Raw genomic sequence first — 23,561 nt, forward strand, 5'->3', positions numbered from 1 at the left:
GCTTAGCGCCAAGGGTCCGCGCCGCGGTCCTCTATCGTGAAGGGAAGACATAAATGGGCAAGACGAGAGCCCTCTTCATAGCGGCCGCGTTCGCTTCCGCCATGACCATGAGCTTCAGCGCATTCGCCGCCGATCTTCTGCTGCCGCCGCCTCCGCCGGTCGAGCCGCCGCCGCCCGCCGATTTCGGCGGCTGGTATCTGCGCGGCGACGTCGGCGTCGGCGTGAATCAGCTTTCCAACCTGCGCTCGACCTTCGATCCGACCGTCCTCGTGCCGGCGCCGCAGTTCGATCAATATTCGATCGGCGACAGCGCTTTCGCGGGCGGCGGCGTCGGCTATCAGATCAACAACTGGTTCCGCGTCGATGTGACCGGCGAATATCGCACCGCCGCCAATTATCGCGCCACGCAGAGCTACGCCAATATCTTCGGCCTCGCCTGCGGCGTGCGCTGCTATGACATCTATAGCGCGCAGCACAGCGCGGCGGTGTTCCTGGCGAATGGCTATGTCGATCTCGGCACTTGGTACGGCGTCACGCCCTTCGTCGGCGGCGGCGTCGGCGTCGCGGTCAATTGGCTGAACAATCTCTATGACCTCTCGGCGCAGCCGGCCGGCGGCTTCGGCATCGCCCAGGACGCGACCAAGACCAATTTCGCCTGGGCCGTGATGGCGGGTCTCGCCTATAACATCACGCCCAATTTCAAGGTCGAGCTCGGCTACCGCTATCTCGACATGGGCAAGTTCCAAACCAATGTGATCGGCTGCCAGGCCGCCGGCTGCGCGGGCGAGCGCCAGAGCTTCCAGCTCGCCTCGCACGACATTCGCCTCGGCTTCCGCTACGCGCTGCTGGCGCCGGCCCCGGTGCTGCTGGCGCCTCCCGGCCCGCTGGTCCGCAAATACTGATCCGACGCTTCTCCGAAGCCTCTGGGCGCGCGGCTTGCGAGAGCCGCGCGCCTTTTGTTTTGCGCGTGCGCCGTCGCAATCCTCTGGACGAGCAGCCCCGCCCCTCTCGCGGGACGGCGCAAAATCGGCCATATCTCCCGCATGGCCAAGCGTCCCGCCAAATCCCCCGCCCCCGAGGGCGATGATCCCGCCCCGCCGATCGCCGCCGGGCCCAATGTGCCGGAGCTGTCCGTCTCCGAGCTCGCCAACGCCTTGAAGCGCACGGTGGAGGATCGCTTCGGCCATGTGCGCGTGCGCGGCGAGATCACCAATTATCGGGGGCCGCACTCCTCCGGCCATGTCTATTTCAGCCTGAAGGACCAGAACGCCCGCCTCGACGCAGTGATCTGGAAGATGACCTTCCTGCGCCTGCGCGTGAAGCCGCAAGAGGGGCTGGAAGTCGTCGCCACCGGCAAGATCAGCACGTTTCCAGGCAAATCCTCCTATCAGATCGTCATCGAGACATTGGAGCCGGCCGGCGCCGGCGCGCTGATGGCTCTGCTCGACGAGCGGCGCAAGCGCCTCGCGGCCGAAGGGCTGTTCGACGCCGAACGCAAAAAGCCCCTGCCCTTCCTGCCCCTCGTCGTGGGCGTCGTCACCTCGCCGACCGGCGCGGTGATTCGCGACATATTGCACCGGCTGCTCGATCGCTTTCCGCGCCGCGTGCTGGTCTGGCCGGTTCGCGTGCAGGGGGAAACCTGCGCGGCCGAGGTCGCCGCGGCGATCGACGGCTTCAACGCTCTGCCCGTGGGCGGGCCTATTCCACGGCCGGATGTGCTGATCGTCGCACGCGGCGGCGGCTCGCTCGAGGATTTGTTCGGCTTCAATGAGGAGATCGTGGTGCGCGCGGCCGCGGCCAGCGCCATTCCGCTGGTCTCGGCAATCGGCCATGAGACCGACACCACGCTCATCGATTTCGCCGCCGATCTTCGCGCCCCCACCCCCACGGGCGCCGCAGAAAAATGCGTGCCCGTGCGCGCCGAGCTCATCGAGCAGACGGCCAATCTCGCCCGCCGCCTCGGCGGGGCGGAGCGGCGGCTTCTCGACGCCAATCGTCGCCACCTCGCCTCGCTGCAACGTGTGCTGCCGGCGGGGGCGCAATTGCTGCTCGCTCCCGCCCAGCGCGCCGATCGCGCCGGCGAGCGGCTGCGCGGCAATTTGCGACGCGCGCTGGACGGCCGCCGCCTCGCGCTCTCGCGCGTCTCCCATGTGCTGGCCCGCCATTCCCCGCAGGCGGAGCTGGCGCGCGCCTCCGAGCGGCTGAAGGGCCTGCACGCCCGCCTGCGCCAGGGCCTCGCCGCCCGCCTCGCCCTCTCCCGCCGGGAGGCCGAGGGCGCGCAGAGGCGGCTCGACCATGCCGAGCAGCGGCTGCGCTCGGCCTTCATCCGCATATTGGACGAGCGGCAGGCGCGGCTCGACCGGCTCGATCAGCTGAGGCTTTCCCTCGGCTACAAGCAGGTACTCGCGCGCGGCTTCGCGCTGGTGCGAGACGAGGCCGATAACTTGTTGCGGCGTGCTGGCGACGTCACGCTTGGCGCACGCGTGAAGATTCAATTCGCCGATGGAGAAATCGCGGCCCGGGCAGAAAGCGGTTCCCCCTCTGAATCCGGCGGCGCGTCGCCCGCTCCGGCCCCTATCGCACGGCCGAAGCGCGGAAAAGACAAGGGCGGCGGCGACCAGGGCTCACTCTTTTGAAACCACGCGGCAAATTTCCGCTCGGCGTGCGCCATCGCCTCAGCGGCGCGGTTGCGCAGCGAAACGGCGCTCGCCATATGCTCGAACAGGAGGCCAGCTCCATGTTCAAGCGCTCTTCCTCGCCACAGTCGGATGGTCTGAGGCTCCAGGCCATGGACGCCGATGATCTCTCCTGCCTCTCCGCTCTGCTCCAGGATGCGCTGGTGCGGGTCGGAGACATCGCCTTTCTGCCCGAGCAGCGGCGCTTCGCCTTCGTCGGCTGCCGCTACGACTGGGCCGCCGCCGAGCAGGGCAAGCGTGAACGCTGCCATGCGGGCGTCCATTTCGACGGGGTGCGGCGGGTGCGCCAGCTCAAAATCCCCCGCGCCGAGCCCGAAGCGATTTTGGACCTTCTGGCCGTCACTTTCGAGCCCGCCGCCGAGCCTCCGGGGGGCGTCGTCACGCTGATTTTTGCCGGCGGAGCGGCGATTTCCCTCGATGTGGAATGCGTCGAGGCCCGCCTTCAGGACCTCGGTCCGCGCTGGGCCGCGAAGGCCTGTCCGTCACATGAGCTTGACGAAGACGGCGAGGGAGGGTCATGACAACCGGAAATACCGGTTGGAGAAGAACATGACTTGGCGATTGGATGCGTCGGCGGCGGATTTCGAGGAGCGCTTCACCGCGCTGCTGGCGACGAAGCGCGAGGCCGCCCAGGACGTCGACGACACGGTCCGCGGCATTATCGAGGAAGTGGCCGCCCGGGGCGACGCCGCGCTGATCGACTATTCCAAGCGCTTCGACCATATCGACCTCGCGCAGACCGGCATCGCGCTGACGAAAGCCGAGATCGACGCGGCGGAGGCCAAGGTCCCGAAGGAGACGCTCGAAGCGCTCGACCTCGCCCACGCCCGCATCGCGGCCTTCCACGAGCGCCAGCGCCCGCAGGACCTGCGCTATAAGGACGCAGCCGGCGTCGAGCTCGGCTGGCGCTGGAGCGCGCTCGAATCGGTCGGCCTCTATGTGCCGGGCGGCACCGCCTCCTACCCCTCCTCCGTGCTGATGAACGCCGTGCCGGCCAAGGTGGCCGGCGTCGATCGGCTGGTGATGGTGGTCCCCGCCCCGCATGGGGTGATCGACCCGCTGGTGCTGGCCGCGGCCAAGCGCGCCGGCGTCGACGAGGTCTATCGCGTCGGCGGCGCGCAGGCCGTCGCGGCGCTCGCCTATGGCACCGAGACGATTCGCCCCGTGGCCAAGATCGTCGGCCCCGGCAACGCCTGGGTGGCCGCCGCCAAGCGCCGCGTCTTCGGCCTCGTCGGCATAGACATGATCGCCGGCCCTTCGGAAATTCTGGTGCTCGCCGACAAGACCGCCAATCCCGATTGGGTGGCGATCGATCTGCTCGCCCAGGCGGAGCATGACGAATCGGCGCAGTCGATCCTCATCACCGACGATCCCGCCTTCGCCGACGCGGCCGCCGCCGCCGTGGAGCGCCAGCTGGCGACGCTGTCGCGCTTCGAGATCGCCTCCAAGAGCTGGCGCGACTATGGCGCGATCATCGTGACCAAGAGCCTCGCCGCTTCCATTCCGCTCGCCGACCGCATCGCCGCCGAGCATTTGGAGATCGTCTCTGAAGACGCCGAGGAATTGGCCGCCAAGGTGCGCAACGCCGGCGCGATCTTCATCGGCGCCTATACGCCGGAGGCGATCGGCGATTATGTCGGCGGCTCCAATCACGTTCTGCCGACGGCGCGCTCGGCGCGCTTCTCGTCGGGCCTCAGCGTGCTGGATTTCGTGAAGCGCACGTCGATCTTGAAGTGCGACGCCGCCTCGCTGAAGGCGATCGGCCCCGCCGCCGTCGCTCTCGGCGACGCCGAGCGGCTGCAGGCGCATGCGCGCTCTGTGGCCGTGCGCCTCGATCAGCGCGGGGCGTGAGGTGGCGACGAGCGCGACCAAGCGGCTGATCTCCGTCACGCTCGATGAGGCATCCATCGGGCGCGGCACCGCGGATCAGGAGCATGAGCGCGCCATCGCCATCTATGATCTCATCGAGGACAACAGCTTCGCGCTGGAAGGGCATGACGGCGGGCCTTACGCCCTCGTCATCGCCCTGCATGACGCCAAGCTCGTCTTCGACGTCCGCGACGAGGCCGGCGCCACTATCGTCACGCATATTTTGTCGCTGACGCCCTTCAAGCGTCTGCTGAAAGACTATTTTCTCGTTTGCGAGACCTATTACGCCGCGATCCGTACCGCGACGCCGAGCCGGATCGAGGCGATCGACATGGGCCGGCGCGGGCTGCACAATGAGGGCGCGGCCCTGCTCGCCGAACGGCTGAAGGGCAAGATCGACTGCGACACGGACACTGCGCGCCGCCTCTTCACGCTGGTCACGGCCCTGCACTGGAAGGGCTGAGCCCATGCCGGAGGGAGGCGGACCCGTATCACGGCCGAGCGCCGTGCTGTTCGCCTGCACGCAGAACGCCGTGCGCTCGCCCATGGCCGAGGCGCTGGGGCGACATTATTTCGGCCGCGAGATCTATTTCGCCTCCGCCGGCCTGAAGCGCGGCGAGCCCGACCCTTTCGCCATCGCCGCGATGGACGAGCTCGGCGTCGACATCTCCCGCCACAAGCCGCACACATTCGAGGATTTGGAAGATTCCAACTTCGATCTCATCGTGACCTTGTCGCCGGAGTCGCATCACAAGGCGCTGGAATTCACGCGCACAATGGCGGTCGACGTCGTCTATTGGCCGACGCTCGACGCCACCGCGACCAGCGGCTCGCGCGAGACGATATTGGATTCTTATCGCGCCGTGCGGGATTCGCTGTCGAAACGCATTTTGAAGCTGCTGTCGGTGGAGCATGGATCGGATTGAGGCGGCCCAAAGCAGTCATCGCGAGCGAAGCGAAGCGATCCAGGGGCCGCCCGACGACTCTGGATTGCTTCGCTCCGCTCGCAATGACGGGAAACGTCACCCACGCGCCAGAATAGCGAAGAGCAGCGTGAGCTGACAGGCGAAGCCGATGAGGAACATCGGCGTGCGCAGCCATGGCAGGCCGAGCGTGTAGACGACATAATGCGCGGCGCGCGAGGCGAAGAACAAGAGCGCTGCGAGCGCCGTCGCCGATGTGCCGCCGCCGACGATCTGAATCGTCAATGCGAGCACAGCGAAGACGACGAGATTTTCGATCATATTCGTATGGGCGCTCTTGGCGCGCTGCGCCCATGGCGCCTTCGTGGCCACATCATGCCGAGGATCGCTGAATGTCGCGATCGGCCCCAGCTCCAAAATGCGCTGCAGAATATAGGGAATCCACAAGACCGAGGCGAGGCCGGCGGTCAGCACGGTCCAATAGAGCTCGGGAGAAATTGCGTTGGTCATAGCGTGTCGCGCTCCTCATTCGTCGAAGACGAGAGGCAAGCTAGCGAAGCGATTTCAATTGGTGAAGTACGCAGAAATATCGCTTATACTGACGTGTTATGTCGATACGGCAATAAATGATACTAATGCACGATCCACCCTCCCCTTCAGGGGGAGGGTCGGCCGGCGATAGCCGGACGGGGTGGGGTTCAACGGCGAAGACTCGGGGCGTCACCCCCTCCCGAGCGCATTCGCGCTCGACCTCCCCCCCTCGAGGGGGAGGTGGAAACGCCGCCCTCGGCGAGAAATTGAGAGCACCGTCACATGCGCAAGCAGCGGCACGTAGAATATGACGAATGCCCGATCGAGGGCGCGATGGACATTATCGGCGGCAAGTGGAAGCCGTCGATCCTCTTTCGTCTCGCCGATGGAACCAAGCGCTTTTCCGAATTGCAGCGGCTGCTGAAAACGATCACGCAGCGCACGCTGACGCAGCAATTGCGCGATCTCGAGCGCGATCGCATGATCTCGCGCCACGTCTATGCGGAAGTGCCGCCGCGCGTCGAATACAGCCTCACCGAGCGCGGCCGCTCGCTGGAGCCGGTGCTGGCGCTCTTGTTCCGCTGGGGCGTCGACAATGTGCTGGCGGAAAAGGCTACAGAAGCTCGACAAGCCCCCGCGCCGCGGCGATCAGCCGACGGTCCGACCAGCGTGGGCCGATCAGCGAAATCGCGAGCGGCGGCGCGCCCGCGGGCCGTGAAAGCGGAACGCTGATCTGCGGCAGTCCGAAGAAGCTCGCGAAGAGAAACGTGCGGAACATCCGATAGCGCTTGGCGTCGAGCTCTTCCTCGCTTTCGTCCAGCCGCGGCGCGGCGAAAGGCGTCGTCGGAACGATGATGAGGCTGTTCTCGCCGAACATGGCCGCGATGCGCGCGCGCGCATCGCGCCGAAAAGCGTCGGCCTCGGCTTTGGCGGCAGGCGTCACTTTCGACGCCATGTCGAAGCGCTCTGCAATGCCGGGACCGAATTGCGGATGTTCCGCCGCGATCCAGGCGCCATGCGCGCCCCAGGCCTCATAGGCTTGGAGATTGCGGAAATGACGCAGCGACTCGGTCCAGAATTCCTCGCCGAGCGCCGCGTCTCGCTCGGAAAATCCTTGCGCGACGATGGCGCGCGCCGGCGCCATGGCGGCGGCGGTCTCGGCGTCGCATTGCGCGAAAGCCTCATCGAGGAAGACGGCCTCGTCGAATGCGCCTTGCGTGAGATCGCGCGGCAGCAGCGCGTCGCCGACTCGCGCCATGAGATCGATATCGCGCGCGAACCAGCCGATGACGTCGAGCGAGGCGGCGAGCGGAACGACGCCATTCACGCTGATCGCGCCATGCGAGGAACGAAATCCGTAAATTCCGCAAAAGGCCGCCGGCGCGCGGCAGGAGCCGGCCGTATCCGTGCCGAGCGCGAAATCGGCGAGCCCAGCGGCGACGGCGGAAGCCGAGCCGGAGGAGGAGCCGCCCGGATGGCGATCCGGCGCGGCGGGATTTTTCGGCGTTCCGTAATGGGCGTTGGCGCCGAGCAGGCTATAGGCCATCTCGTCCATATGCGCCTTGCCGACGAGCCGCGCGCCGCAGGCGAGTAGCCGATCGACGACAGGCGCGTTCATCGCCGCGGCCGCGTGAGTCGCCGCCCATGTCGGCTGGCCATTGGCGGAGACGAGGCCCTCGACGTCGATGTTCTCCTTGACGACGAAGCGCGCGCCGGAAAGCGGCCCCTGCGCCGAAGCCGAAACATCGAGCGAATGCATCAGAGCGGACGAAGAGCCCGACATTCCGTTTCCTCCCATCGAGCGCCGCGCGATCATTCATTGCGGGTTCATCGGCGATGGCGATTTTCGACGACGATCCGACTTTTGCAAGATGCGGATTGAATTTTCACGAAACGACAGGTGCGGAAATGACAATCAAGAAATATGTCGCCGAGGCGATCGGCGCAGGCGCTCTGGTGCTGCTCGGATGCGGCTCGGTGACGCTGGGCGAGCTCGGCGGCGTGCTGGGCTCGACGCAAGGAATCGGCCCGCTCGCCGTGCTGCCGATCGCCTTCGCCTTCGGCCTCACCGTCACCGCCTTCGCCTATGGCATAGGGCCGGTCTCGGGCTGCCACATCAATCCGGCGGTCTCGATCGGCGTCTGGTCCGCGGGGCGGCTCTCGACGCGCAATCTCATCGGCTATGTCATCGCGCAATGTCTCGGCGCCATCGCCGGCGCGGCGATCCTCTACGCCATTTTGAAAGGCCGCGAAGGCGGATATGACGTCGCCGCCGCCGGCCTCGGTCAGAACGGCTGGAGCAATATTTCGACGGCCTCGGCCTTTCTGGCGGAATTCGTCGGCACATTCCTGTTTCTCGTCGTCATCCTCGGCGCGACCTCGACCAATGGCGGCACCGCCTCGGCGGGCCTGGCCATCGGCCTCGCCCTCGTCGTCATCCATATCGCGCTCATTCGCGTGACCGGCACTTCGGTCAATCCGGCGCGCTCGCTCGGCCCGGCGGTCTTCGTCGGCGGCAAGGCGCTGGAGCAGCTGTGGCTGTTCTTCGCGGCGCCGCTGCTCGGCGGGCTGACGGCCGGCCTGCTGTTCCGCTGGCGCGGCCTGGAGCCCTGACGGGATCGCTCCGGCCTCCACACGATTGAGCCGGAGCTTTCGCGCATGGCAGGATCGCTCCTCTTTCACGAGGAGATCGATCGATGGCGCATCACCCGATCCGCGGCTTCGCTCTGGCCGCCATTTTCTCATCCCTGATCGCGGCGCCGGCCTTCGGCCAGAGCCTCGATCTCTCCAAATCGACCATCGTCGATCTCACCCACCCCTTCGACTCCAAGACCATTTATTGGCCGACCTCGCCCTCCGGCTTCGAGCTCAAATCGCTGCACAATGGCCTCACCGAGCGCGGCTATTTCTTTGCGGCGAACAGCTTCTGCTCGCCCGAGCATGGCGGCACCCATCTCGACGCGCCATTGCATTTCGCGCGCGGCCATTGGACGAACGCCGAAATTCCCGTCGATCGCTTCGTCGGGCCGGCCTTCGTCATCGATGTGAGCGCCAAGGCCGCCGCCAATCCCGATTACTTGCTGACGCCGGAAGACATCGCCGAATGGGAGGACGCGCATGGACGCATTCCGCAAGGCGCCATCGTGCTGCTGCGCACTGGCTGGAGCGCGCGCTGGAGCGACCGCAAGGCCTATCTCGGCGATGATGCGCCCGGCGACGCCACGCATCTGCATTTCCCCGGCTATGGCGCGCAGGCGGCGGCGCTGCTCGTCGTCGATCGCCGCGCCAAGCTCATCGGCATCGACACGGCGAGCGTGGACCATGGCCCGTCGCAGGATTTTCTCGTGCATCGCATCGTCGCCGGCGCCGACGCCGCGGGGCTCGAGAATCTCGACAATCTCGACAAATTGCCGGCCACCGGCGCCATTGTCTTCGCCCTGCCGATGAAGATTTCCGGCGGCACCGGCGGGCCGGCGCGCATCGTCGCCGTCGTGGCGCAATGAGCCGCGCCTATTCGTGATCGGCGAGCCAATGCTCGAGCGCGTGAAAGCTCGCCTGCGCGCCATGAATCATCGACGGCAGCAGGCCGCGCGCCGCGCCCGCCTCCAGCGCCGCGCAGCAGAGACGCCAATCCTCCGTCTCGCCGCCCGAGAGGAAGCGCCGGCCGCGCGCGCAGCCGGCGCCGAGCAGCGGATCGAGCGCGGCGGCGAGAAAGGCCGCGCCGAAGCTCGATCCTTCACGCACATAGAGCGCGCCGAGCCATTCGCCCGGCTCGCGCAGCGCCGGCGCCTCCGCCATGGGCAGGCGCGCGATGGATTCGCCGCTCGCGCCGAGATCGAGAAGATCGCGCGTCAAAAGATGCGCGCGGGCGCCGATGCGCAGATCGACGCCATGGCCGAGCGCGGCCTCGATCAGCGCGCGCTCGAAAGGCAGATGAAATCCATAGAGCCGCCCGAGCAGGCGCGAATATTGCGGCGCTGCGATCGTCCCCGCGGCGAGCGCCGCCAGCGTCGGATGCGCATGCAGCCGCAGATGCGCCGCCTGCGTCGCGCTGCGCAGCGCCGCTCGCGCTGGTGACGCCATGTCGCCCGCGACGCTCACGCGCGCGACGCCCGCGGCCGCGAGGCCGCGCTTGTCGAGGCGTCTTGCGACATTGCGCGCGAGAGCGCGCCGACCAGCTCCTCCGACGCATAGGGCTTGGCGACGACGGGACGGCCGGCGAAGCGCGCAGGCGTCACGATGCGACTCTCGAATCCCGTGGTGAAGACGAAAGGAACATGCGCCTGCGCCAGCGCGTCGGCGACCGGCCACACCGGCTCGCCGTCGAGATCTATGTCGAGCAGAGCGACGTCGAAATCGGGCCGCAGCGCCGCGCGCAGGCCGTCCCAGACGGTGGCGCAGCTATGCGCGATCTCCATGCCCCATTCCTCCAGCAGCTCGCGGACGGAGATCGCGACGAGAGCGGCGTCCTCGACCAGCAGAACGCGCCGATGCGACAGGGCTCGCGGAGTCGGCTCGTCGCCGTCGCCGCGCGGCGGCCGCTTCTCGCTCTCGCGCGGCCCCTTGGCGAAGGCGATCTGCGAGACGGGAATGCGCAGGCGGCATTCGACGCCGCTCGCAGCAAAGCTCAGCTCCGCCGCGCCGCCGAGATCGATCGCCAGCGTGCGCTCGATCAGCATGCGGCCGAAGCCGGAGCGCTCCGGCGGAACGACCTTCGGGCCTTTGCTCTCCTTCCAGATCAGCTCGACGCGCTCCTCGCCCTTCTCGCGGCGACGGCGCCAATCGACGCGCACCACGCCGCCCGGCGCGGAGAGCGCGCCATATTTGGCGGCGTTGGTGGCGAGTTCGTGGATCGCCATGCTGACGGCGAGCGCCGCCTTGGGCTTCAAGGCGATCGGCTCGCCGCTGATGTGGCAGGCGTTCGTCTCCCCCTGGCGAAAAGGTGCGAGCTCGTCCTCGACGATGGCGCGGATCGACAGGCCTTCCCATCGGCTCTGCGTCAGCAGATTTTGCACGCGCGCCATCGTCAGCAGGCGGCTCTGCAATGTCGCGTTGAACTCCTCGAGCGAAACCGAGGAGCGCGCCGTGAAGCGCACCAACGATTGGATCACCGATAGCGTGTTCTTCACGCGATGCTCGAGCTCGGCCATCAGAAAATCCTGACGCGCCTGCGCCGCCTGCCGCTCGCGCACGGCGAGATCGAGCGCATGGACGAAGACCTCGAGGATCGCCGAGCGCAGCGACCGCGCGATCTCGATCTCCGTGTCGCTCCAGGCCCGCGATTGCAGGCGCACTGTCTCTTCCCAGGCCTCGAAGGAGGCGCGCGGCGTCAGCGTCTCGCCATCTGCCTCCACCGCCTTGGCGGGATTTCCCGCCCAGCGCACGACCTGCCGCAGCTCGCCGCGGAAAAACAGCACATAATCCTTCGGCTCACGCGAGACGGCGATGGCGAGCACGCCGGAGGCGACGTCGCAAAAGGCCTCCGCCGGCGCGTAGGAGAGCGGCAGGCGGTCGGTCGCCAGCACGCCCTGTTGCGCGCGCCCGTGAATCCAGCCGAGCAGCGCGCCGATTTGCGCGGCGGAAGGCGCGCGGCCGAGCGTCGCGCATTCGCCCTCGACGCAGACCGCGCAGCCGTCGGCCTCGATCAGATCGAGCAGATTGGGCTGTCCGCCGAGCAGCGCGCCGGCGAGGTCGCCGCGGCCGGACATGGCGCCGACGAGACGGCTCTGCGTCTCGCCAGCGCGCATGCGCCGCTTGGCCGTCTCCCCCTCGAGGCGGCTCTGAAACTCGAGCGAGATCATCTGCGCGAACAATTCGCAGGCGGCGCGGCGACGCAAATCGAGAAAATGCGGCGTGCGATGATGGCAGGCGACGAGGCCGAACAGCTTGCCGCCGACGACGATCGACAAGGACATGGAGGCGCGCACGCCCATATTGGCGAGATAGCGCAAATGCACCGGCGAGACGCTGCGCAACATGCTGTAGCTGAGATCGAGCGGACGGCCCGTGGAGGGCGAGAGCGCCGGCTCTATCGGCGCCGGCGTGTAGCGCGCGTCGGGAATGACGCGCAGCCAATTGGTCACATAGAGCTTGCGCGCCTGCTGCGGAATATCGGAGGCGGGAAAGCGCAGCCCGAGATAGGAATCGCAGCCCTCCGCCGCCGTCTCGGCGATGACGCTCCCCGAGCCGTCCGGCAGAAAGCGATAGACCATCACATGGTCGAAGCCCGTCGCCTTCGCCGTCTCTCGCGTTATCGCCTCGGCATAGGCCTCTATGGTCTCGGCCGGCGCCGTCGCAGCGAGCATTTTCTGCACGAGCCCGAGCGGATCGCGCTCGACATCGTCGCGACGCGGCTCCAGCTCGATGAGGATCGCCCGATCGCCGATATGGACGACGCCCTCGAGCGCGGGCGCGCCGCCGCTCGCCTCGGTCTCGAAGGCGAGGCAGGAGCGCGGCCCCTCGTCGGCGACGAGGCGCGTCAGCCGCGTCGCCGCGACCGCGCCGAGCCGCGCCTCCAAATTCTGGCCGAGCAGAGCGCTATGCGAGGCGCCGAGCAGCGCCTGCGTGTCGCCGGCGATCTGGTCGATGCGCATGTCGTCCGGGTCGAGCGCCAGAAGCACGCCATGCGGCTGGATCGCCCCCGGCGTGTGGATCGGCTCCCGATCGCAAATCGATAGATCGACGCTCTGCGGGGCGTCTCCTGGCGTCATCGCGTCGCCGCTCCAGCGTCATGTCTGCGATGAGGCGTCATATAAGGCCGGACGCCTCGGCCTGTAGGGGCGCCGCCGCCGGACCGCCTCACGGTGAATCAAAATTAACCATTCGCCCCTTAAGCTCCGCAACCATTGCCAGACCAAACGGGACTGAATTTCCATGCGCTTTCATGTCGGCCGCAATTACCGCGCGGACGGAGAGAGATTCCGCAAGGCCGCGACGCCGCAGACCGCCAGCGATCTGGTTTTGGCGGCGCGCTCGGCCGCGCGCGCCAGCGAGCCCGCCGCGCCGCGCAAATCGCCATTCGCACGCGCGGTCCTCGTCGGCGCGACGCTGGCGGCGCCGCTCTTCGCCGGACACGCCTATCTCGACGCGACGCGGACAGAGCCGGCCGCGATCGCCGCCGAAGAAACACGGCCGCCGATCCGGCAAGTGGGGCTGCAGCCGGCGGCGCCTGCGCAAAAGGCGGAGCGCGCGGAAATCGATCTGACGGCCACGGGCTCGACGCCGCCCCGGCAGGAGGAGACGAGCCCCGCCCCCAAGACGCGGCGGACGGCGAGCGGCTGGGTCAGCCGTTCGGCCAGAGAAATTTCGAGAAGCCCGGAATCGTATCGGTGATGGTCTGCAGCTTGGGGCGGCCGACCGCCTGCTCGGCGAGCACGAAGACCGCTTTGGCGAGCTTCTGCAGCTGCGCGGCGGAGAGCCCCATGCTGGTCAGCCGCGAGGTCAGCTCGATCACGTCCTTTTGATTTTTCCCGGCCAGAGCCCCGATCCCGCCGAGCGCCAGCCCGAGCAGGCCACGGCGCGGCGCGGCGAGCGCCGCCTCGACCGTCTCGCGGCCGCCGGGAACGCGCGCGATCAGCTCCGCGCCTATGGCGGCGTCGCGCTTCTCCAGAAACGCGAAAATATGGCCGATCGCGAGACGGGCGGTCGGCGCCGAAATGCCGACGTAATTGCCGATGGATGCGGCGATCTCCTCCATTTGCCCTCCGGGTTCGTCGATGCGCGAGACGAGCGCCCGGCTTTTTAAGCTTTGACGCGGCCCGGCGCCATAGGGCCGCGCAAGTCTCGACAGACGACGGCGCCGCCGGAGCCTCGGCCCCGGCGGCACCGCATCGTCCAGAGCGCCGCGATCACGCAGTCACATTCACCGCGGGCCCGACGGGAACACGGCCGCCGGCCGGCACACGCCGCGCCGGCGTGTCCGAGGCCGCCTCGAGGATCAGGGCTCGTGCTCGAGGAGATCGGGAATGCGCTTGGCGAGGCTGCGCATCACGCTGTCCGCGCCTTTGAGCATGATGTCATAGAGCGCGTCGGAGGTCGGCTCGGTGGAGATCCCCTCCTGGATGAAGTGGAAATGCGTGCCGCCATCGGGCAGAGCGGAGATCGTCCAGGTGACGGTCACATCCATATAGTGACCGAATCCCTTCAGCTCCTCATGGCCGCCCTTCCAGCGGAAGCTGAGCTTCTCGCCGGGGACGACCTCGAGCACCTTGCATTGGAACTCGCCGTCCCAACGCTCGATCGGGCGGCTCCAGATGGTGAAGGAATGTCCGACCTCCGGCCGGATGTCATTGGGGAAAAACCAGACGGCGAGCCATTCCGAATCCGTCATGGCGCGCCAGACTGCGTCGACCGGATGCTCGAAATCTTTCTCGGTCGTGATGCTTCGCGTCTCGGTCACGGCTATCGCTCCTGTTTCAGAATTAGAAGCAACAACCCTGCCAAAACGCCGGGCGGCGGCTCACGCCGGCGCGCGCGCAACCTTGGCCGGACCGAGATCGACCTGGATCTCGTCGCCCTCTATCTTCAGCTCGTAGGGATGCAGGGCGTTGCGGACGAGATGCGTCACGCATTTGCCGTTGACGCCGTCGAAGCCCCAATTGTGATAATTGCAGAGCACGGTCTTGCCGTCGAAGCTCGCTTCATTGAGCGGCATGTCGGCATGTGGACAGCGGCCGCGAAAGGCCTTCAGCTCGCCGCCGGCCGGCCAGACCAGCAGAACGCTCTTGCGGCCGGCCTGAAACAGGCCCATGGCCCCTTCGCTCACGGCGCTGGTGTTGCAGATAAAGGTGAACGCCATCGGGATCGCCCTCGTTTCAAGAAGCTTCCCGTCGCGACACGCAAGTTGCGGACCAAACGCGCCCCGCGACGCCCCCTGCTCTCCCGGATGCGCACCTTCGAGCCTCGGAGATCTACCGTAAGCTCCCGGGCGGGATCGCAGGGCCGGCGCCACGAATATCAATGTGGCGCATAATTTCGCTAAAAACAGCGGACCGATTGTCGCAATCGTTCACAGGCGATGCGCCGCCTCGGCGTGGGCGATCAGCGACAGGAGATTTTCTAGAATGAGGACCGAGGTCAGCGGCCCTACTCCGCCGGGAACCGCGGTGAGGCGAATGTCCAGCCCCTCGAGCGCGGCCGCATCCACATCGCCGGCGAGCTTGCCGTCGATGAAGCCGACGCCGGCGTCGACGACGAGCTGCCCATCCGCAAAATAATCGCGGCCGAAGAAATGTGGACGGCCCGTCGCCACGAAGACGATATCGGCCGCGCGCGAGAATTTCGGAATGTCCGGCGTCGCCGAATGGCAGATCGTCACTGTGGCGCCGGCGTTGACCAGCATATTGGCGAGCGGCTTGCCGACCGTGCGGCCGCGGCCGATGACGGCGACCGTCTTGCCGGCGAGCGGCCCTTGCGTCTCCGCCATGGCGATGCAGGCGCGCGGCGTGGCGGGCGCGATGAAGCGCTGATGCGGCCCATTCTGCAGCAGCGCGCCGAGATTGCCGACGGAGAGCCCATCCGCGTCCTTGCTCGCGGGGATGAGATTGGTCACGTCGATCTCGTCGAATGCGGGCTTGGACGACATCACGACGATGACGCCGTGAATATCCTGGCGCGCGCAGAGGTCGCGCATATGCGCCGCTATGTCGGCGTAGGAGCCGGCATGTGAGAGATCGACGCCCTCGAAAGCCGCGCCCACCTCTTCCGCATGCTTGCGCTTGACGGCGACATAGCTCAGCGCCGCCGGATCGGACGAGCAGACGACGGCGGCGAGCTTCGGCGTGACGCCGCGCGCCTTCAACGCGACAATGGCCTCGGTGAGCGCCGCCTTGCGGGCGGCGACGATCTCCTTGCTGTAGAGCTTCTGCATGGAACACGCCTTTTCTGCGCCCGGCCCGGCCTCGCTATAAGACGAAAGCCGCGCAATCTATGCGCGGCGTTTCGACGCTGTCACGAGCGTGGTCTCCGCATCGCGTCGATCGTCGCGCCGGGCACGCCGGCGAAATTATTGGCGAGCAGATGGCGCGGCGCCGCGCGCGCGAATTGGTCGAGGTCGATCTCCTCGAAAGCGCCGCTGTTCCATGTCTGCACGATCTCCAGCGGCTCATCGCCTATATTGCGAATGGCGTGGCCGAAGCCCTGCGGAATATAGGCGACGTCGCCGGGCCGAAACTCCGCGACCTTGCCGCGTCCGCCGGAGCCGAAAATCGCGACCTGGCCTTTGCCGCGCAGATAATAGTGCCACTCGTCGGCGTTGACGTTCCAATGCAGCTTGCGCATCGCGCCGGGCTCGAGCGTCATGATCCCGCCGGACATTGTCGTCGAGGCCGGAAACTCCTTCGCCGTCGCCAGACGGAAGGTCCCGCCGTCGAGATCGCGCGCCGCTTTCGTCTCGCGCGTCAGGCGGAATCTGTGCGTCGATTCTTTCGGCCAAGGCGCCTCGAGCGCATCCTCCGGCCGCAGGATCGGCCCCGCTTGAATGAAGGTCTCGCCTTTCGGGAAAGCGTCGAAAATATCCTTCGGAACGCCGAACTCCTGCGCGAGAAGATCCTTGGGCGTGAGATCGATCCAATCGGTGAGGGAGAAGGCGCTGGCGTCGGGCGTGAAGCGTCCGTCGTCGAAGACCAGCAATATGTTGCAAGGCTCGTCGCCTATGGTCTGGATCGCATGGCCATGGCCCTTGGCGAAATACCAGAGATCGCCGGCTTCGAAATTATTGATCTCGCTCGCGCCGCTCGGATCGATGACGACGGTCTGGCAACGCCCGCCGAGCACCAGCGCCCATTCCGCCGCGGTGGCGTGCCAATGCAACTCGCGCGAGCCGCCGGCGTCCAGAAAAGCGTGCACGCCGGCCATGCTGTGCGCGATCGGAAATTCGCGCACCGAGACTTCCTTCGCCCAGCCGCCGGAAGCGACGCGCGGACGGCCGGCGTCGAGCGGAAAGCGAAACTCAATGGTCGCAGCGGTCGTCGCATGGGCGTGAACCGCCTCGGCGTGAGCGGATTTGACGGTCAGCCGCTCGGCCGAGACGGCGACGGCGAGAGTCGAGAAATGCACCGCGCCCCAGGCGGCGATCTCGAGAAAATTGCGTCTATGCGCGAGCATGGGCCATCCCTTTCCATTCGCAAAAATGGGGAAGCGGCGAGCCGCGCGCGGCTCGCCGTCTCGTCGAAGGATCAGCCGCGCTTCAATTGCGATATGGTCGCCTCCGGCACGCCGGTGAAATTATTGCCGAGCAGATAGCGCGGGCTCGACTGCACCCATTTGTCGAGGTCGATCTCCTCGAATTTGGGATTGTCCCAGGTCTGGACGATCTCGAGATCCTCATCGCCGATATTGCGGATCGCATGGCCGAAGCCCTGCGGAATATAGGCGACGTCGCCGGGTCCGAATTCGGCGACCTTGCCGCGCCCGCCGGAGCCGAAGATCGCGACCTGGCCTCTGCCCTTCAGATAATAGTGCCATTCATTGGCGTTGACGTTCCAATGCAGCTTGCGCAGCCCATTGCGCTTCAACGTCATCAGGCCGCCCGACATGGTCTTTTGCGCCGGGAACTCGTCGATCGTCGCGAGGCGGAAGGCGCCGCCGTCGAAATCGCGCGCGGCTTTCGGATCGCGCAGCAGGCGGAACTTATGCGTCGACTCCTTCGGCCAGGGCGCCTCCAGCGCGTCCGACGCCTTCAATATCGGGCCGGACTGAATATAGGCCTCGCCCTTGGGAAACGCGTCGAACAGATCTTTCGGCAGGCCGAATTCGAGGCCGAGCATTTCCTTCGGCGTCACATCGATCCAATCGGTGATGGAAAATGTGCCGTGCTCGGAGAAGGCGCCATTGTCGAAGGACAGGATGAAATGACAGGGCTTGTCGCCGATCGCCTGGATGGAATGGCCGTGGCCCTTGGCGAAATACCAGAGGTCGCCGGGCTCGAAATTATTGATCTCGCTCGCGCCGCTCGGCTCGATGACGACGGTCTGGCAGCGCCCCTCGATGACGAAGGCCCATTCCGCCGCAATGGCGTGCCAATGCAATTCGCGCGAGGCGCCGGGCTCGAGATACATATGGACGCCGGCGATGCCCTTGCTGATCGGGAATTGATGGACCGTCGCCTCCTTGGCCCAGCCGCCGGAAGTGACCTTCGGCTTGTTGCCGTCCAGCGAGAATTTGAAGTCCGGCATGGCCGCGACCTCTTTGGGATCGTGATAGGCGACGGTTTCGCCCGGCGGCAGCCCCACCGCCTGACGCCCGAAGCCGCCGTCGCCGGCTTTGGCGAGATATTTGTCGGTCGCCTCGGCGACGCTGGAGAATGTCACCAGGCCGCTCGCCAGAGCGGCGGAACCCAGGAAATCACGCCGATTCGTGAACATTTGCTTCCTCCTCCCGCCTCGCCTTCATGGACGAAGCGAATATTTTTCTATGAGACCGACTATCCGCGGAAGCGTTGCAAATCGGAATGGCCGATGATTAGATAACAGCTATCGAAAATTCCGATGGCCGCGCCAATGCTCGATCCGATCCATCTGCGCACTTTCGTCGCCATTACCGAGGTGAAGAGCTTCTCCGAGGCGGGACGTCAGCTCGGCCTCTCGCAATCGAGCGTCAGCGAGCATGTGAAGCGGCTCGAGCAATTCGCCGGGCGGAAGCTGTTCGAGCGCGACACGCACTCCAACACGCTGACCGAGCATGGCCGCGCCATGCTGGAATTCGCCCGCTCCATTCTCGAGACCAACGCCCGCGCCAAGCGGCATTTCGGGCAATCGTCCAAGCGACGGGCGCTGCGTTTCGGCGCTTGCGAGGATCTCGCCATCGGCTGGCTCGGCGACATCATCCGGCCCTTCATGGAGGCGCATCCCGACGTCGATCTCGATTTCACCATTGCGCTCAGCAATCATCTGCTGACCGCCTTCGACGAAGGCCGGCTCGATCTCGTGCTGTGCAAAAGATGGCCGGACGGCGATCGGGGCCGGCTCGTCTTCAGCGACCGCATCGTCTGGACAGCGGCGACAAAGGCGCCGGTGTTCCGCAACGACGAGGCGCAGCTCGTCCTCTATCCGCCGCCGAGCATCACGCGCTTCATGGCGCTGACGGCGCTGGAGAAGGCCGCCGTTCCCTGGCGCATCGCCTGCACCAGCGGCGATCTCAACGGGCTCGCCACCGCGACCGGCATAGGCCTCGGCATGATGGCGCACGCCAGCACGCTGATCCCGCTGGGACTGGCCGCCTGCGAGGAGGATGAGCGCCTGCCGCCATTGGGCTCCGTCGATTTCATCCAGATCGAGCGCAAGGCGGGAGACCGCAAGCTGCTCGCCGAGCTGTCGCAGGCGATCGATCGAAAAGCCGCCGCCCCGCGAAAGCGCCGAGATATACAACTTTAGATAGCAATCTATTCCCGAATGTCGCAAAACGACGCAGTCGAAAGGCGGCGCCGCTCGTCTTTGATTTCACCTGTTTTTTTGGAAATCTCCTCCATTCGAGGGATTTGGAGGCATGCCGATTGCGTTAAGGTTAACGGGATCGGGCGCGCGTTTCATTTTGAAAACGGCAAATTCTCTGTCCCTGTAAAAATATTGAGTATCTTCAATCCATTGAGAGTCTTGCGTTGTGGAGCTCTCGATCGCCGCGCCAAAATGACACAGTGAAATGAAAGATGAGCAAGAAAGAAGATCCCTCGATCAATTTTGATCCGAAGCAGGAGCGCGCCCGCCGGCGATCACTGCCTTCTCCTTCCGAAAGCAACGCCGCCAAGCCCGCGAGCAGCGAGCCGCTGGCGGATAAGCTGCGCCATGTCCGCGCGATCCTGCGCGCGGTCGAAGAATCGCGCGAGCAGAGCCTGACGACCAAGCGGCTCTTCGAGCCGACGGCGATCGACTGCCTCAAGCAGCTCGTCGATGCGCTCGACAAGGACGAAGGCGTCGAAGCCGCCCTCGTCGATGCGCGAACGGTGCTGAAGACCGCCGGAATGGGCTGAACCAAACGAAAGACGCCGGACCGTCGGGCCCGGCGTCCTCCTGATTCGAGATCAATTCGCGAGCCCCGACTGCGCCAGCGCGCCGCCGGGGCTCACTTTTCTCAGTTGGCGGCGGCTTTCTTCAGGCCGATCGCCGCACGCAGCTCGTCGATGGTCGCGACGCGGCCATGCAGGCCGGCGATGCGCTCGACGTCGAGATTGAGCTTCTGAATATTCTCGTAGAGATTGACCGAGAAGGGATTGGGCGTCGCCGGCGCCGGCGCGCCGACCGGGCCGGGCGTATAGGCGTCCGCCTCGATCACCAGCTTCTCCTTCGGCAGATAGACGAGCGCGAGATCATCCGAATGGCCGCTGCCGGCGATGTGATGAATCTCGACCGCATGCAGATCGCCGAGCGCGTGCTTATGCTCATAGGTCTCGAACTTCGCCGCCTTCTTCGAGGCCGCGAGACGATCGGGACGCAGCGTATGCGGCGCGGCCCAGGCCTTCTCGTAATAGGCCTTGCTGATGTCCTGCGTCACAATGGTCGCGCCGGCGTCAACGAAAGTGCGCAGACCGCCCGAGTGGTCGAAATGCACATGGCTGTTGACCACATATTTCACCGGCTTGCCGGGAATGATCTCGCCGATCTTCTGGATCAGCGCGATCGAGCGCTCCTCGCTCAGCGGCGCCTCGATCAGAACGACATGGTCCTTCTCTTCCACGGCGAGGCTGTGATGCGTGCCGCCGGTGAGATAGTAGACGCCGTCGGCGAGCTTCTCGGACGCCACGGTGACGACGGGCGCGGGCGCGCTCGCGACATTGGCGGGAACCGCGATATCGACCGCGCCATTGGCCTTGGCCGAGGCGACGGCGACATGCAGAATCTCGTGGCCGCCTTCGCTACGATGAATCTCGGCCGGGAAATGCAGCCCGCCGAAATCCTTATAGCCCGAGAAATGCGTCTCGATCAGCGTGTCGCCCAGCACCGGCGTGTCGATCCAGGTCTTGATCGCCGACACGTGATTATCGGCGCCGATCGTGCCGACGAAGCGGCGCGCGCCAATGGCGAAGGAGACCTCGACGCCGGAGCCGACCGTCTCCGATTTCGCATTATTGGCGAGAGCGGCTTTCAGGAAGCCTTGCGGCGTCGTCCAGATTTCCGCGACGCGCTCGTCGACGGCCGCCGGAGCCGGCGTCGCCACCGGAGCGGCGCCCGGAGCCGCGCCCTGCGGCGGGGCGACATTCCACGCCTTGTCGCCGACGATGGACCATTCGAGCTTCTGCTCGACGGGCGCGGGGCGGGCGCGGCCGTCGGGCGTCTGCGAGCGGGTGATGAGCACGCGCTCGGCCGCCTTGTCGAAGTCGATCGCCGCGCTGAAGGCGGAGACGTCGAACTTCGGCCAATCGCCGCCGGGAATCGGGGCCTGGCCGAACTGATACCAATGGCCGGCGCCGGCGAATTCCAGCGTCTTGACGCTGGCGGCGGAAGCGAGCGTCGCCGCCTCCTGCAGCGAGGCGGCATGCGCCGCTCCCGCAAAGACCGACGCCGTCAGTCCTAAACCGGCGAGCGTCTTGAAACTGCGTATCGACATGAGAACCTCTCTTCTTCGGGTGGCGCAGATTTTCATCAGCGCGTCGTGACGCGCCGATGCGGGGGAAATGGCCGCGTCTTCTGCTCGCGGACTCTCGGCGGGCGGACCGAAGGGGGCGTCAGGCCGCCGGCGCGGCGACGAAACCGCTCTCGCCGCCGCCTTCCGCGAGCGCGTGAGCGTCGGCCTCGTCGACACGATAGGAATCGATGCGCGCCGTCGCCGGCCCTCTCGCCGCGAGAGCGAGAAACTCGTCGACGACCGCAGCATGGCCGGCGATCAGCGTCTCCACCGAGCCGTCGGCGCGATTGCGGACCCAGCCGGCGAGATGCAGCCGCCCGGCCTCGCGGGCCACGAAAACGCGATAGCCGACATTTTGCACATGCCCTTCGACGATGATGCGGGCGATGCGCCTCTCGCTTTGCGGCGACGTCACAGGATTCTCCCAGATGATGTGCGGTCTCATTTGGACGTCACGCGAAAGCCTGCGTTCTCCGGCGGCGCGATGGCCGTCTCGGCATGCGGCGTTCCCTCCGGCGCCCAGTCATAGGGCACTGGCTGCGCGCGATAGACGCTGTAGTTGAGCGTCGGGCGGCCGCTCTCGGCATCCTTGCCGCGCCGCGGATAGGGATTGAGATATTCCCAGACGATCTCGCCCTCCGGCGTCACCTGGAAGAAGCGCCCGATCTGGCCTTCGTCGATGAATGTGTTGCCATTGGGCAGACGCCGCGCATTGCTGATATGCGTGCTGCGGAAGGTCCAGCCGGGGTTGCCGGAGCTCGCGCCCGTATATTGCCAGACGATCTGCTTCGTGACCGGATCGATCTCCAGCACGCGCGAGCCGCCCGTAACAGTGACGGAAGCGCGCGGATAGCCGGCCTCGCCCTGATTGTCGAAGACGAGAAGATTGCCGGCGCCGGGCAGGCCCTTGGGAATGATCTGCGCGTCATGCTGGCCGGAGATTTGATCGACGGGCCGCGGAACCTTGCGCGATGTCGTCGTTCCATCCTCCGACACCGGCGGGAAATGCGGTCCCAGCGTCCAGACGATCTTGCGCGTCTTGCGATCGACGATGGCGATGAAATTGCCGTTGCGCGAGTCGAAGATGAGATTGTCCGGCGCAAAGCGCGCATCGCCCTCGTCATACCAATGATTGGGGCCGACGGGCTTCAGATCATTGACATGGAGATAGTCGGGATTCTTCGAGCTCTTTATCAGCTTCAGCTCATCGGCGGTGAAGCCGATCTCGTCGAGATGATCCGACGCCGCCCAGGTCCACACGATATCGCCGTCGGGATTCGCCTCATAGGCGACATCGTCCAGAACTTGCGGCGCGGCGAAGCCGGGAAGCGGATAGGAGATATTGGCGAGCAGCAGCGTGTTGCCATTGGGCAGGCGCGTTATGTCGTGATGCTGCCGCGCGACGCCGCCCGGCGCCGCGGAGCCGAAGCTCCACACGGGCTTGCCGTCCCAATCGACCTCGCCGACCGTCTTGCGCACGCGCGTCTGCGCGCGGCCGGGCGTGAGATCGGTTCCCCTGCCCTCTTCGCTCTCGAGCGTGACGAAGATATGCCCGCGCGCGCCGTCGACGAGCGCCGGATCGATGAAGGAGACGGGCTGGCCCGTATATTTCCACTCGCGCACGACCTTGCCGGTGAGATCGACGAGCCTCGTCACATCGTCTCCGCCGGCGAAGAGAACATAAGAATTATAGGCGCGCGCAGGATCGTAGATAGTGGCGCCCGTCGGATAGACGCTGGGCTCCGCCGAGGCCCCGGCCGCCGCCGCCGCGAGAACGCCCACGCAAGCGCTGCGCAAAAACCACGCTCTGAAAAGGGTTTCGATCGAAAAGCGATGCCTGCCGCGGGCCATCGGACGCTCCCGTCTTGCTGCGATGCCGCCATTATATTCACACTTATCAGCTATGATAAATAGCAAAACGCTCGAGTTCTGCACATAAGAAGGAATTTGCATCGCGCCTCGTCACGAGAGACTCGGCGCCTCGCGG

General features: G+C 66.1%; 25 protein-coding genes. 12 read left to right on the top strand and 13 right to left on the bottom strand.

Annotation, left to right across the window (positions count from 1 at the left end; translation table 11 throughout):
* The first annotated feature begins 53 nt into the window (after positions 1-53).
* The 6 genes from METLW4_RS0109170 (at position 54) to METLW4_RS0109195 (ending at position 5,491) form a co-directional block, all read left to right on the top strand.
* Entirely contained in the window at positions 54-902 is an 849-nt protein-coding gene (locus METLW4_RS0109170; RefSeq protein WP_018265911.1) for an outer membrane protein, read from the top strand.
* Between the two features lie 141 nt (positions 903-1,043).
* Positions 1,044-2,636, top strand: coding sequence for an exodeoxyribonuclease VII large subunit (gene xseA / locus METLW4_RS0109175; RefSeq protein WP_018265912.1), 1,593 nt, complete (start codon positions 1,044-1,046; stop codon positions 2,634-2,636).
* A 101-nt stretch (positions 2,637-2,737) separates the two neighbouring features.
* Entirely contained in the window at positions 2,738-3,217 is a 480-nt protein-coding gene (locus tag METLW4_RS0109180; RefSeq protein ID WP_026191375.1) for a DUF2948 family protein, read from the top strand.
* Between the two features lie 28 nt (positions 3,218-3,245).
* Positions 3,246-4,547 carry a histidinol dehydrogenase gene (hisD, locus tag METLW4_RS0109185; RefSeq protein WP_026191376.1) on the top strand — a complete coding sequence of 434 codons (1,302 nt, stop codon included), beginning with the start codon at positions 3,246-3,248 and terminating at the stop codon, positions 4,545-4,547.
* Positions 4,504-5,028 carry a UPF0262 family protein gene (locus METLW4_RS0109190; protein ID WP_018265915.1) on the top strand — a complete coding sequence of 175 codons (525 nt, stop codon included), beginning with the start codon at positions 4,504-4,506 and terminating at the stop codon, positions 5,026-5,028. The genes hisD and METLW4_RS0109190 overlap by 44 nt, the downstream gene beginning before the upstream one ends.
* Positions 5,029-5,032: 4 nt before the next feature.
* Positions 5,033-5,491, top strand: a complete 459-nt coding sequence (locus METLW4_RS0109195) for an arsenate-mycothiol transferase ArsC (RefSeq protein ID WP_026191378.1) — start codon at positions 5,033-5,035, stop codon at positions 5,489-5,491.
* 96 nt (positions 5,492-5,587) lie between these two features.
* On the opposite strand, the gene METLW4_RS0109200 is transcribed toward METLW4_RS0109195, so the two are convergent.
* Positions 5,588-5,998 carry an MAPEG family protein gene (locus tag METLW4_RS0109200; RefSeq protein ID WP_018265917.1) on the bottom strand — a complete coding sequence of 137 codons (411 nt, stop codon included), beginning with the start codon at positions 5,996-5,998 and terminating at the stop codon, positions 5,588-5,590.
* Positions 5,999-6,301: 303 nt separating this feature from the next.
* On the opposite strand from METLW4_RS0109200, the gene METLW4_RS27035 reads away from it, so the two are divergent.
* Complete coding sequence (locus tag METLW4_RS27035; RefSeq protein WP_026191380.1) at positions 6,302-6,751, top strand: winged helix-turn-helix transcriptional regulator; 450 nt, start codon at positions 6,302-6,304, stop codon at positions 6,749-6,751.
* Here the strand turns inward: METLW4_RS27035 and METLW4_RS0109210 are convergent.
* Positions 6,633-7,802 (bottom strand): amidase, encoded by a 1,170-nt coding sequence (locus METLW4_RS0109210; protein WP_043332525.1) that lies wholly within the window; start codon positions 7,800-7,802, stop codon positions 6,633-6,635. The genes METLW4_RS27035 and METLW4_RS0109210 overlap by 119 nt on opposite strands.
* A 131-nt stretch (positions 7,803-7,933) precedes the next feature.
* Here METLW4_RS0109210 and METLW4_RS0109215 point away from each other — a divergent pair, with 131 nt between their 5' ends.
* Both METLW4_RS0109215 and METLW4_RS0109220 read left to right on the top strand, forming a co-directional pair.
* Positions 7,934-8,632, top strand: coding sequence for an aquaporin (locus METLW4_RS0109215; RefSeq protein WP_026191381.1), 699 nt, complete (start codon positions 7,934-7,936; stop codon positions 8,630-8,632).
* An 83-nt stretch (positions 8,633-8,715) separates the two neighbouring features.
* Complete coding sequence (locus METLW4_RS0109220; protein WP_018265921.1) at positions 8,716-9,522, top strand: cyclase family protein; 807 nt, start codon at positions 8,716-8,718, stop codon at positions 9,520-9,522.
* A gap of 7 nt (positions 9,523-9,529) precedes the next feature.
* On the opposite strand, the gene METLW4_RS26430 is transcribed toward METLW4_RS0109220, so the two are convergent.
* Positions 9,530-10,102, bottom strand: coding sequence for a biliverdin-producing heme oxygenase (locus METLW4_RS26430; RefSeq protein WP_157235006.1), 573 nt, complete (start codon positions 10,100-10,102; stop codon positions 9,530-9,532).
* A 14-nt stretch (positions 10,103-10,116) separates the two neighbouring features.
* A complete protein-coding gene (locus METLW4_RS0109230; RefSeq protein WP_018265923.1) occupies positions 10,117-12,729 on the bottom strand; it encodes an HWE histidine kinase domain-containing protein in 2,613 nt (870 codons plus the stop codon).
* A 163-nt stretch (positions 12,730-12,892) separates the two neighbouring features.
* On the opposite strand from METLW4_RS0109230, the gene METLW4_RS0109235 reads away from it, so the two are divergent.
* On the top strand, positions 12,893-13,351 hold the full coding sequence (locus METLW4_RS0109235; RefSeq protein ID WP_018265924.1) for a hypothetical protein: 459 nt from the start codon (positions 12,893-12,895) through the stop codon (positions 13,349-13,351).
* On the opposite strand, the gene METLW4_RS0109240 is transcribed toward METLW4_RS0109235, so the two are convergent.
* The 6 genes from METLW4_RS0109240 to METLW4_RS0109270 form a co-directional block, all read right to left on the bottom strand.
* Positions 13,302-13,715: a hypothetical protein gene (locus METLW4_RS0109240; protein ID WP_018265925.1), complete on the bottom strand. Its 414-nt coding sequence runs from the start codon at positions 13,713-13,715 to the stop codon at positions 13,302-13,304. The two genes, METLW4_RS0109235 and METLW4_RS0109240, sit on opposite strands and share 50 nt — an antisense overlap.
* A gap of 240 nt (positions 13,716-13,955) precedes the next feature.
* Entirely contained in the window at positions 13,956-14,417 is a 462-nt protein-coding gene (locus tag METLW4_RS0109250; protein ID WP_018265926.1) for an SRPBCC family protein, read from the bottom strand.
* A 60-nt stretch (positions 14,418-14,477) separates the two neighbouring features.
* Positions 14,478-14,816 (bottom strand): Rieske 2Fe-2S domain-containing protein, encoded by a 339-nt coding sequence (locus tag METLW4_RS0109255; RefSeq protein WP_018265927.1) that lies wholly within the window; start codon positions 14,814-14,816, stop codon positions 14,478-14,480.
* Positions 14,817-15,026: 210 nt separating this feature from the next.
* Complete coding sequence (locus tag METLW4_RS0109260) at positions 15,027-15,887, bottom strand: bifunctional 5,10-methylenetetrahydrofolate dehydrogenase/5,10-methenyltetrahydrofolate cyclohydrolase (protein ID WP_018265928.1); 861 nt, start codon at positions 15,885-15,887, stop codon at positions 15,027-15,029.
* An 80-nt stretch (positions 15,888-15,967) separates the two neighbouring features.
* Positions 15,968-17,122, bottom strand: a complete 1,155-nt coding sequence (locus METLW4_RS0109265; protein ID WP_018265929.1) for a cupin domain-containing protein — start codon at positions 17,120-17,122, stop codon at positions 15,968-15,970.
* Positions 17,123-17,193: 71 nt separating this feature from the next.
* A complete protein-coding gene (locus METLW4_RS0109270; protein WP_018265930.1) occupies positions 17,194-18,381 on the bottom strand; it encodes a cupin domain-containing protein in 1,188 nt (395 codons plus the stop codon).
* Between the two features lie 123 nt (positions 18,382-18,504).
* On the opposite strand from METLW4_RS0109270, the gene METLW4_RS24515 reads away from it, so the two are divergent.
* Entirely contained in the window at positions 18,505-19,389 is an 885-nt protein-coding gene (locus METLW4_RS24515; protein WP_018265931.1) for a LysR family transcriptional regulator, read from the top strand.
* 272 nt (positions 19,390-19,661) lie between these two features.
* Complete coding sequence (locus tag METLW4_RS0109280; RefSeq protein WP_018265932.1) at positions 19,662-19,982, top strand: hypothetical protein; 321 nt, start codon at positions 19,662-19,664, stop codon at positions 19,980-19,982.
* A gap of 101 nt (positions 19,983-20,083) precedes the next feature.
* Here METLW4_RS0109280 and METLW4_RS0109285 read toward each other — a convergent pair whose 3' ends face one another.
* The 3 genes from METLW4_RS0109285 to METLW4_RS0109295 all read right to left on the bottom strand — a co-directional run bounded on the left by METLW4_RS0109285 (position 20,084) and on the right by METLW4_RS0109295 (position 23,371).
* Positions 20,084-21,556, bottom strand: a complete 1,473-nt coding sequence (locus tag METLW4_RS0109285) for an MBL fold metallo-hydrolase (protein WP_018265933.1) — start codon at positions 21,554-21,556, stop codon at positions 20,084-20,086.
* A gap of 118 nt (positions 21,557-21,674) precedes the next feature.
* Entirely contained in the window at positions 21,675-21,989 is a 315-nt protein-coding gene (locus tag METLW4_RS0109290) for an acylphosphatase (RefSeq protein ID WP_026191383.1), read from the bottom strand.
* A gap of 26 nt (positions 21,990-22,015) precedes the next feature.
* Complete coding sequence (locus METLW4_RS0109295) at positions 22,016-23,371, bottom strand: aryl-sulfate sulfotransferase (RefSeq protein WP_018265935.1); 1,356 nt, start codon at positions 23,369-23,371, stop codon at positions 22,016-22,018.
* Positions 23,372-23,561: the final 190 nt, after the last annotated feature.

It is taken from the genome of Methylosinus sp. LW4 (assembly GCF_000379125.1).
Taxonomy (GTDB): domain Bacteria; phylum Pseudomonadota; class Alphaproteobacteria; order Rhizobiales; family Beijerinckiaceae; genus Methylosinus.

Excerpts from the sequence above, each read along its gene's own strand:
- METLW4_RS0109240 (WP_018265925.1), bottom strand. The coding sequence starts at position 13,715 with ATGGAGGAGATCGCCGCATCCATCGGCAATTACGTCGGCATTTCGGCG.
- METLW4_RS27035 (WP_026191380.1), top strand. The coding sequence starts at position 6,302 with ATGCGCAAGCAGCGGCACGTAGAATATGACGAATGCCCGATCGAGGGC.
- METLW4_RS0109190 (WP_018265915.1), top strand. The coding sequence starts at position 4,504 with ATGCGCGCTCTGTGGCCGTGCGCCTCGATCAGCGCGGGGCGTGAGGTG.
- hisD (WP_026191376.1), top strand. The coding sequence starts at position 3,246 with ATGACTTGGCGATTGGATGCGTCGGCGGCGGATTTCGAGGAGCGCTTC.
- METLW4_RS0109280 (WP_018265932.1), top strand. The coding sequence starts at position 19,662 with ATGAGCAAGAAAGAAGATCCCTCGATCAATTTTGATCCGAAGCAGGAG.
- METLW4_RS0109260 (WP_018265928.1), bottom strand. The coding sequence starts at position 15,887 with ATGCAGAAGCTCTACAGCAAGGAGATCGTCGCCGCCCGCAAGGCGGCG.
- METLW4_RS0109270 (WP_018265930.1), bottom strand. The coding sequence starts at position 18,381 with ATGTTCACGAATCGGCGTGATTTCCTGGGTTCCGCCGCTCTGGCGAGC.
- METLW4_RS0109230 (WP_018265923.1), bottom strand. The coding sequence starts at position 12,729 with ATGACGCCAGGAGACGCCCCGCAGAGCGTCGATCTATCGATTTGCGAT.
- METLW4_RS0109285 (WP_018265933.1), bottom strand. The coding sequence starts at position 21,556 with ATGTCGATACGCAGTTTCAAGACGCTCGCCGGTTTAGGACTGACGGCG.
- METLW4_RS0109265 (WP_018265929.1), bottom strand. The coding sequence starts at position 17,122 with ATGCTCGCGCATAGACGCAATTTTCTCGAGATCGCCGCCTGGGGCGCG.
- METLW4_RS0109180 (WP_026191375.1), top strand. The coding sequence starts at position 2,738 with ATGTTCAAGCGCTCTTCCTCGCCACAGTCGGATGGTCTGAGGCTCCAG.
- xseA (WP_018265912.1), top strand. The coding sequence starts at position 1,044 with ATGGCCAAGCGTCCCGCCAAATCCCCCGCCCCCGAGGGCGATGATCCC.
- METLW4_RS0109170 (WP_018265911.1), top strand. The coding sequence starts at position 54 with ATGGGCAAGACGAGAGCCCTCTTCATAGCGGCCGCGTTCGCTTCCGCC.
- METLW4_RS0109255 (WP_018265927.1), bottom strand. The coding sequence starts at position 14,816 with ATGGCGTTCACCTTTATCTGCAACACCAGCGCCGTGAGCGAAGGGGCC.
- METLW4_RS26430 (WP_157235006.1), bottom strand. The coding sequence starts at position 10,102 with ATGGCGTCACCAGCGCGAGCGGCGCTGCGCAGCGCGACGCAGGCGGCG.
- METLW4_RS0109210 (WP_043332525.1), bottom strand. The coding sequence starts at position 7,802 with ATGTCGGGCTCTTCGTCCGCTCTGATGCATTCGCTCGATGTTTCGGCT.
- METLW4_RS0109220 (WP_018265921.1), top strand. The coding sequence starts at position 8,716 with ATGGCGCATCACCCGATCCGCGGCTTCGCTCTGGCCGCCATTTTCTCA.
- METLW4_RS0109235 (WP_018265924.1), top strand. The coding sequence starts at position 12,893 with ATGCGCTTTCATGTCGGCCGCAATTACCGCGCGGACGGAGAGAGATTC.
- METLW4_RS0109195 (WP_026191378.1), top strand. The coding sequence starts at position 5,033 with ATGCCGGAGGGAGGCGGACCCGTATCACGGCCGAGCGCCGTGCTGTTC.
- METLW4_RS0109200 (WP_018265917.1), bottom strand. The coding sequence starts at position 5,998 with ATGACCAACGCAATTTCTCCCGAGCTCTATTGGACCGTGCTGACCGCC.
- METLW4_RS24515 (WP_018265931.1), top strand. The coding sequence starts at position 18,505 with ATGGCCGCGCCAATGCTCGATCCGATCCATCTGCGCACTTTCGTCGCC.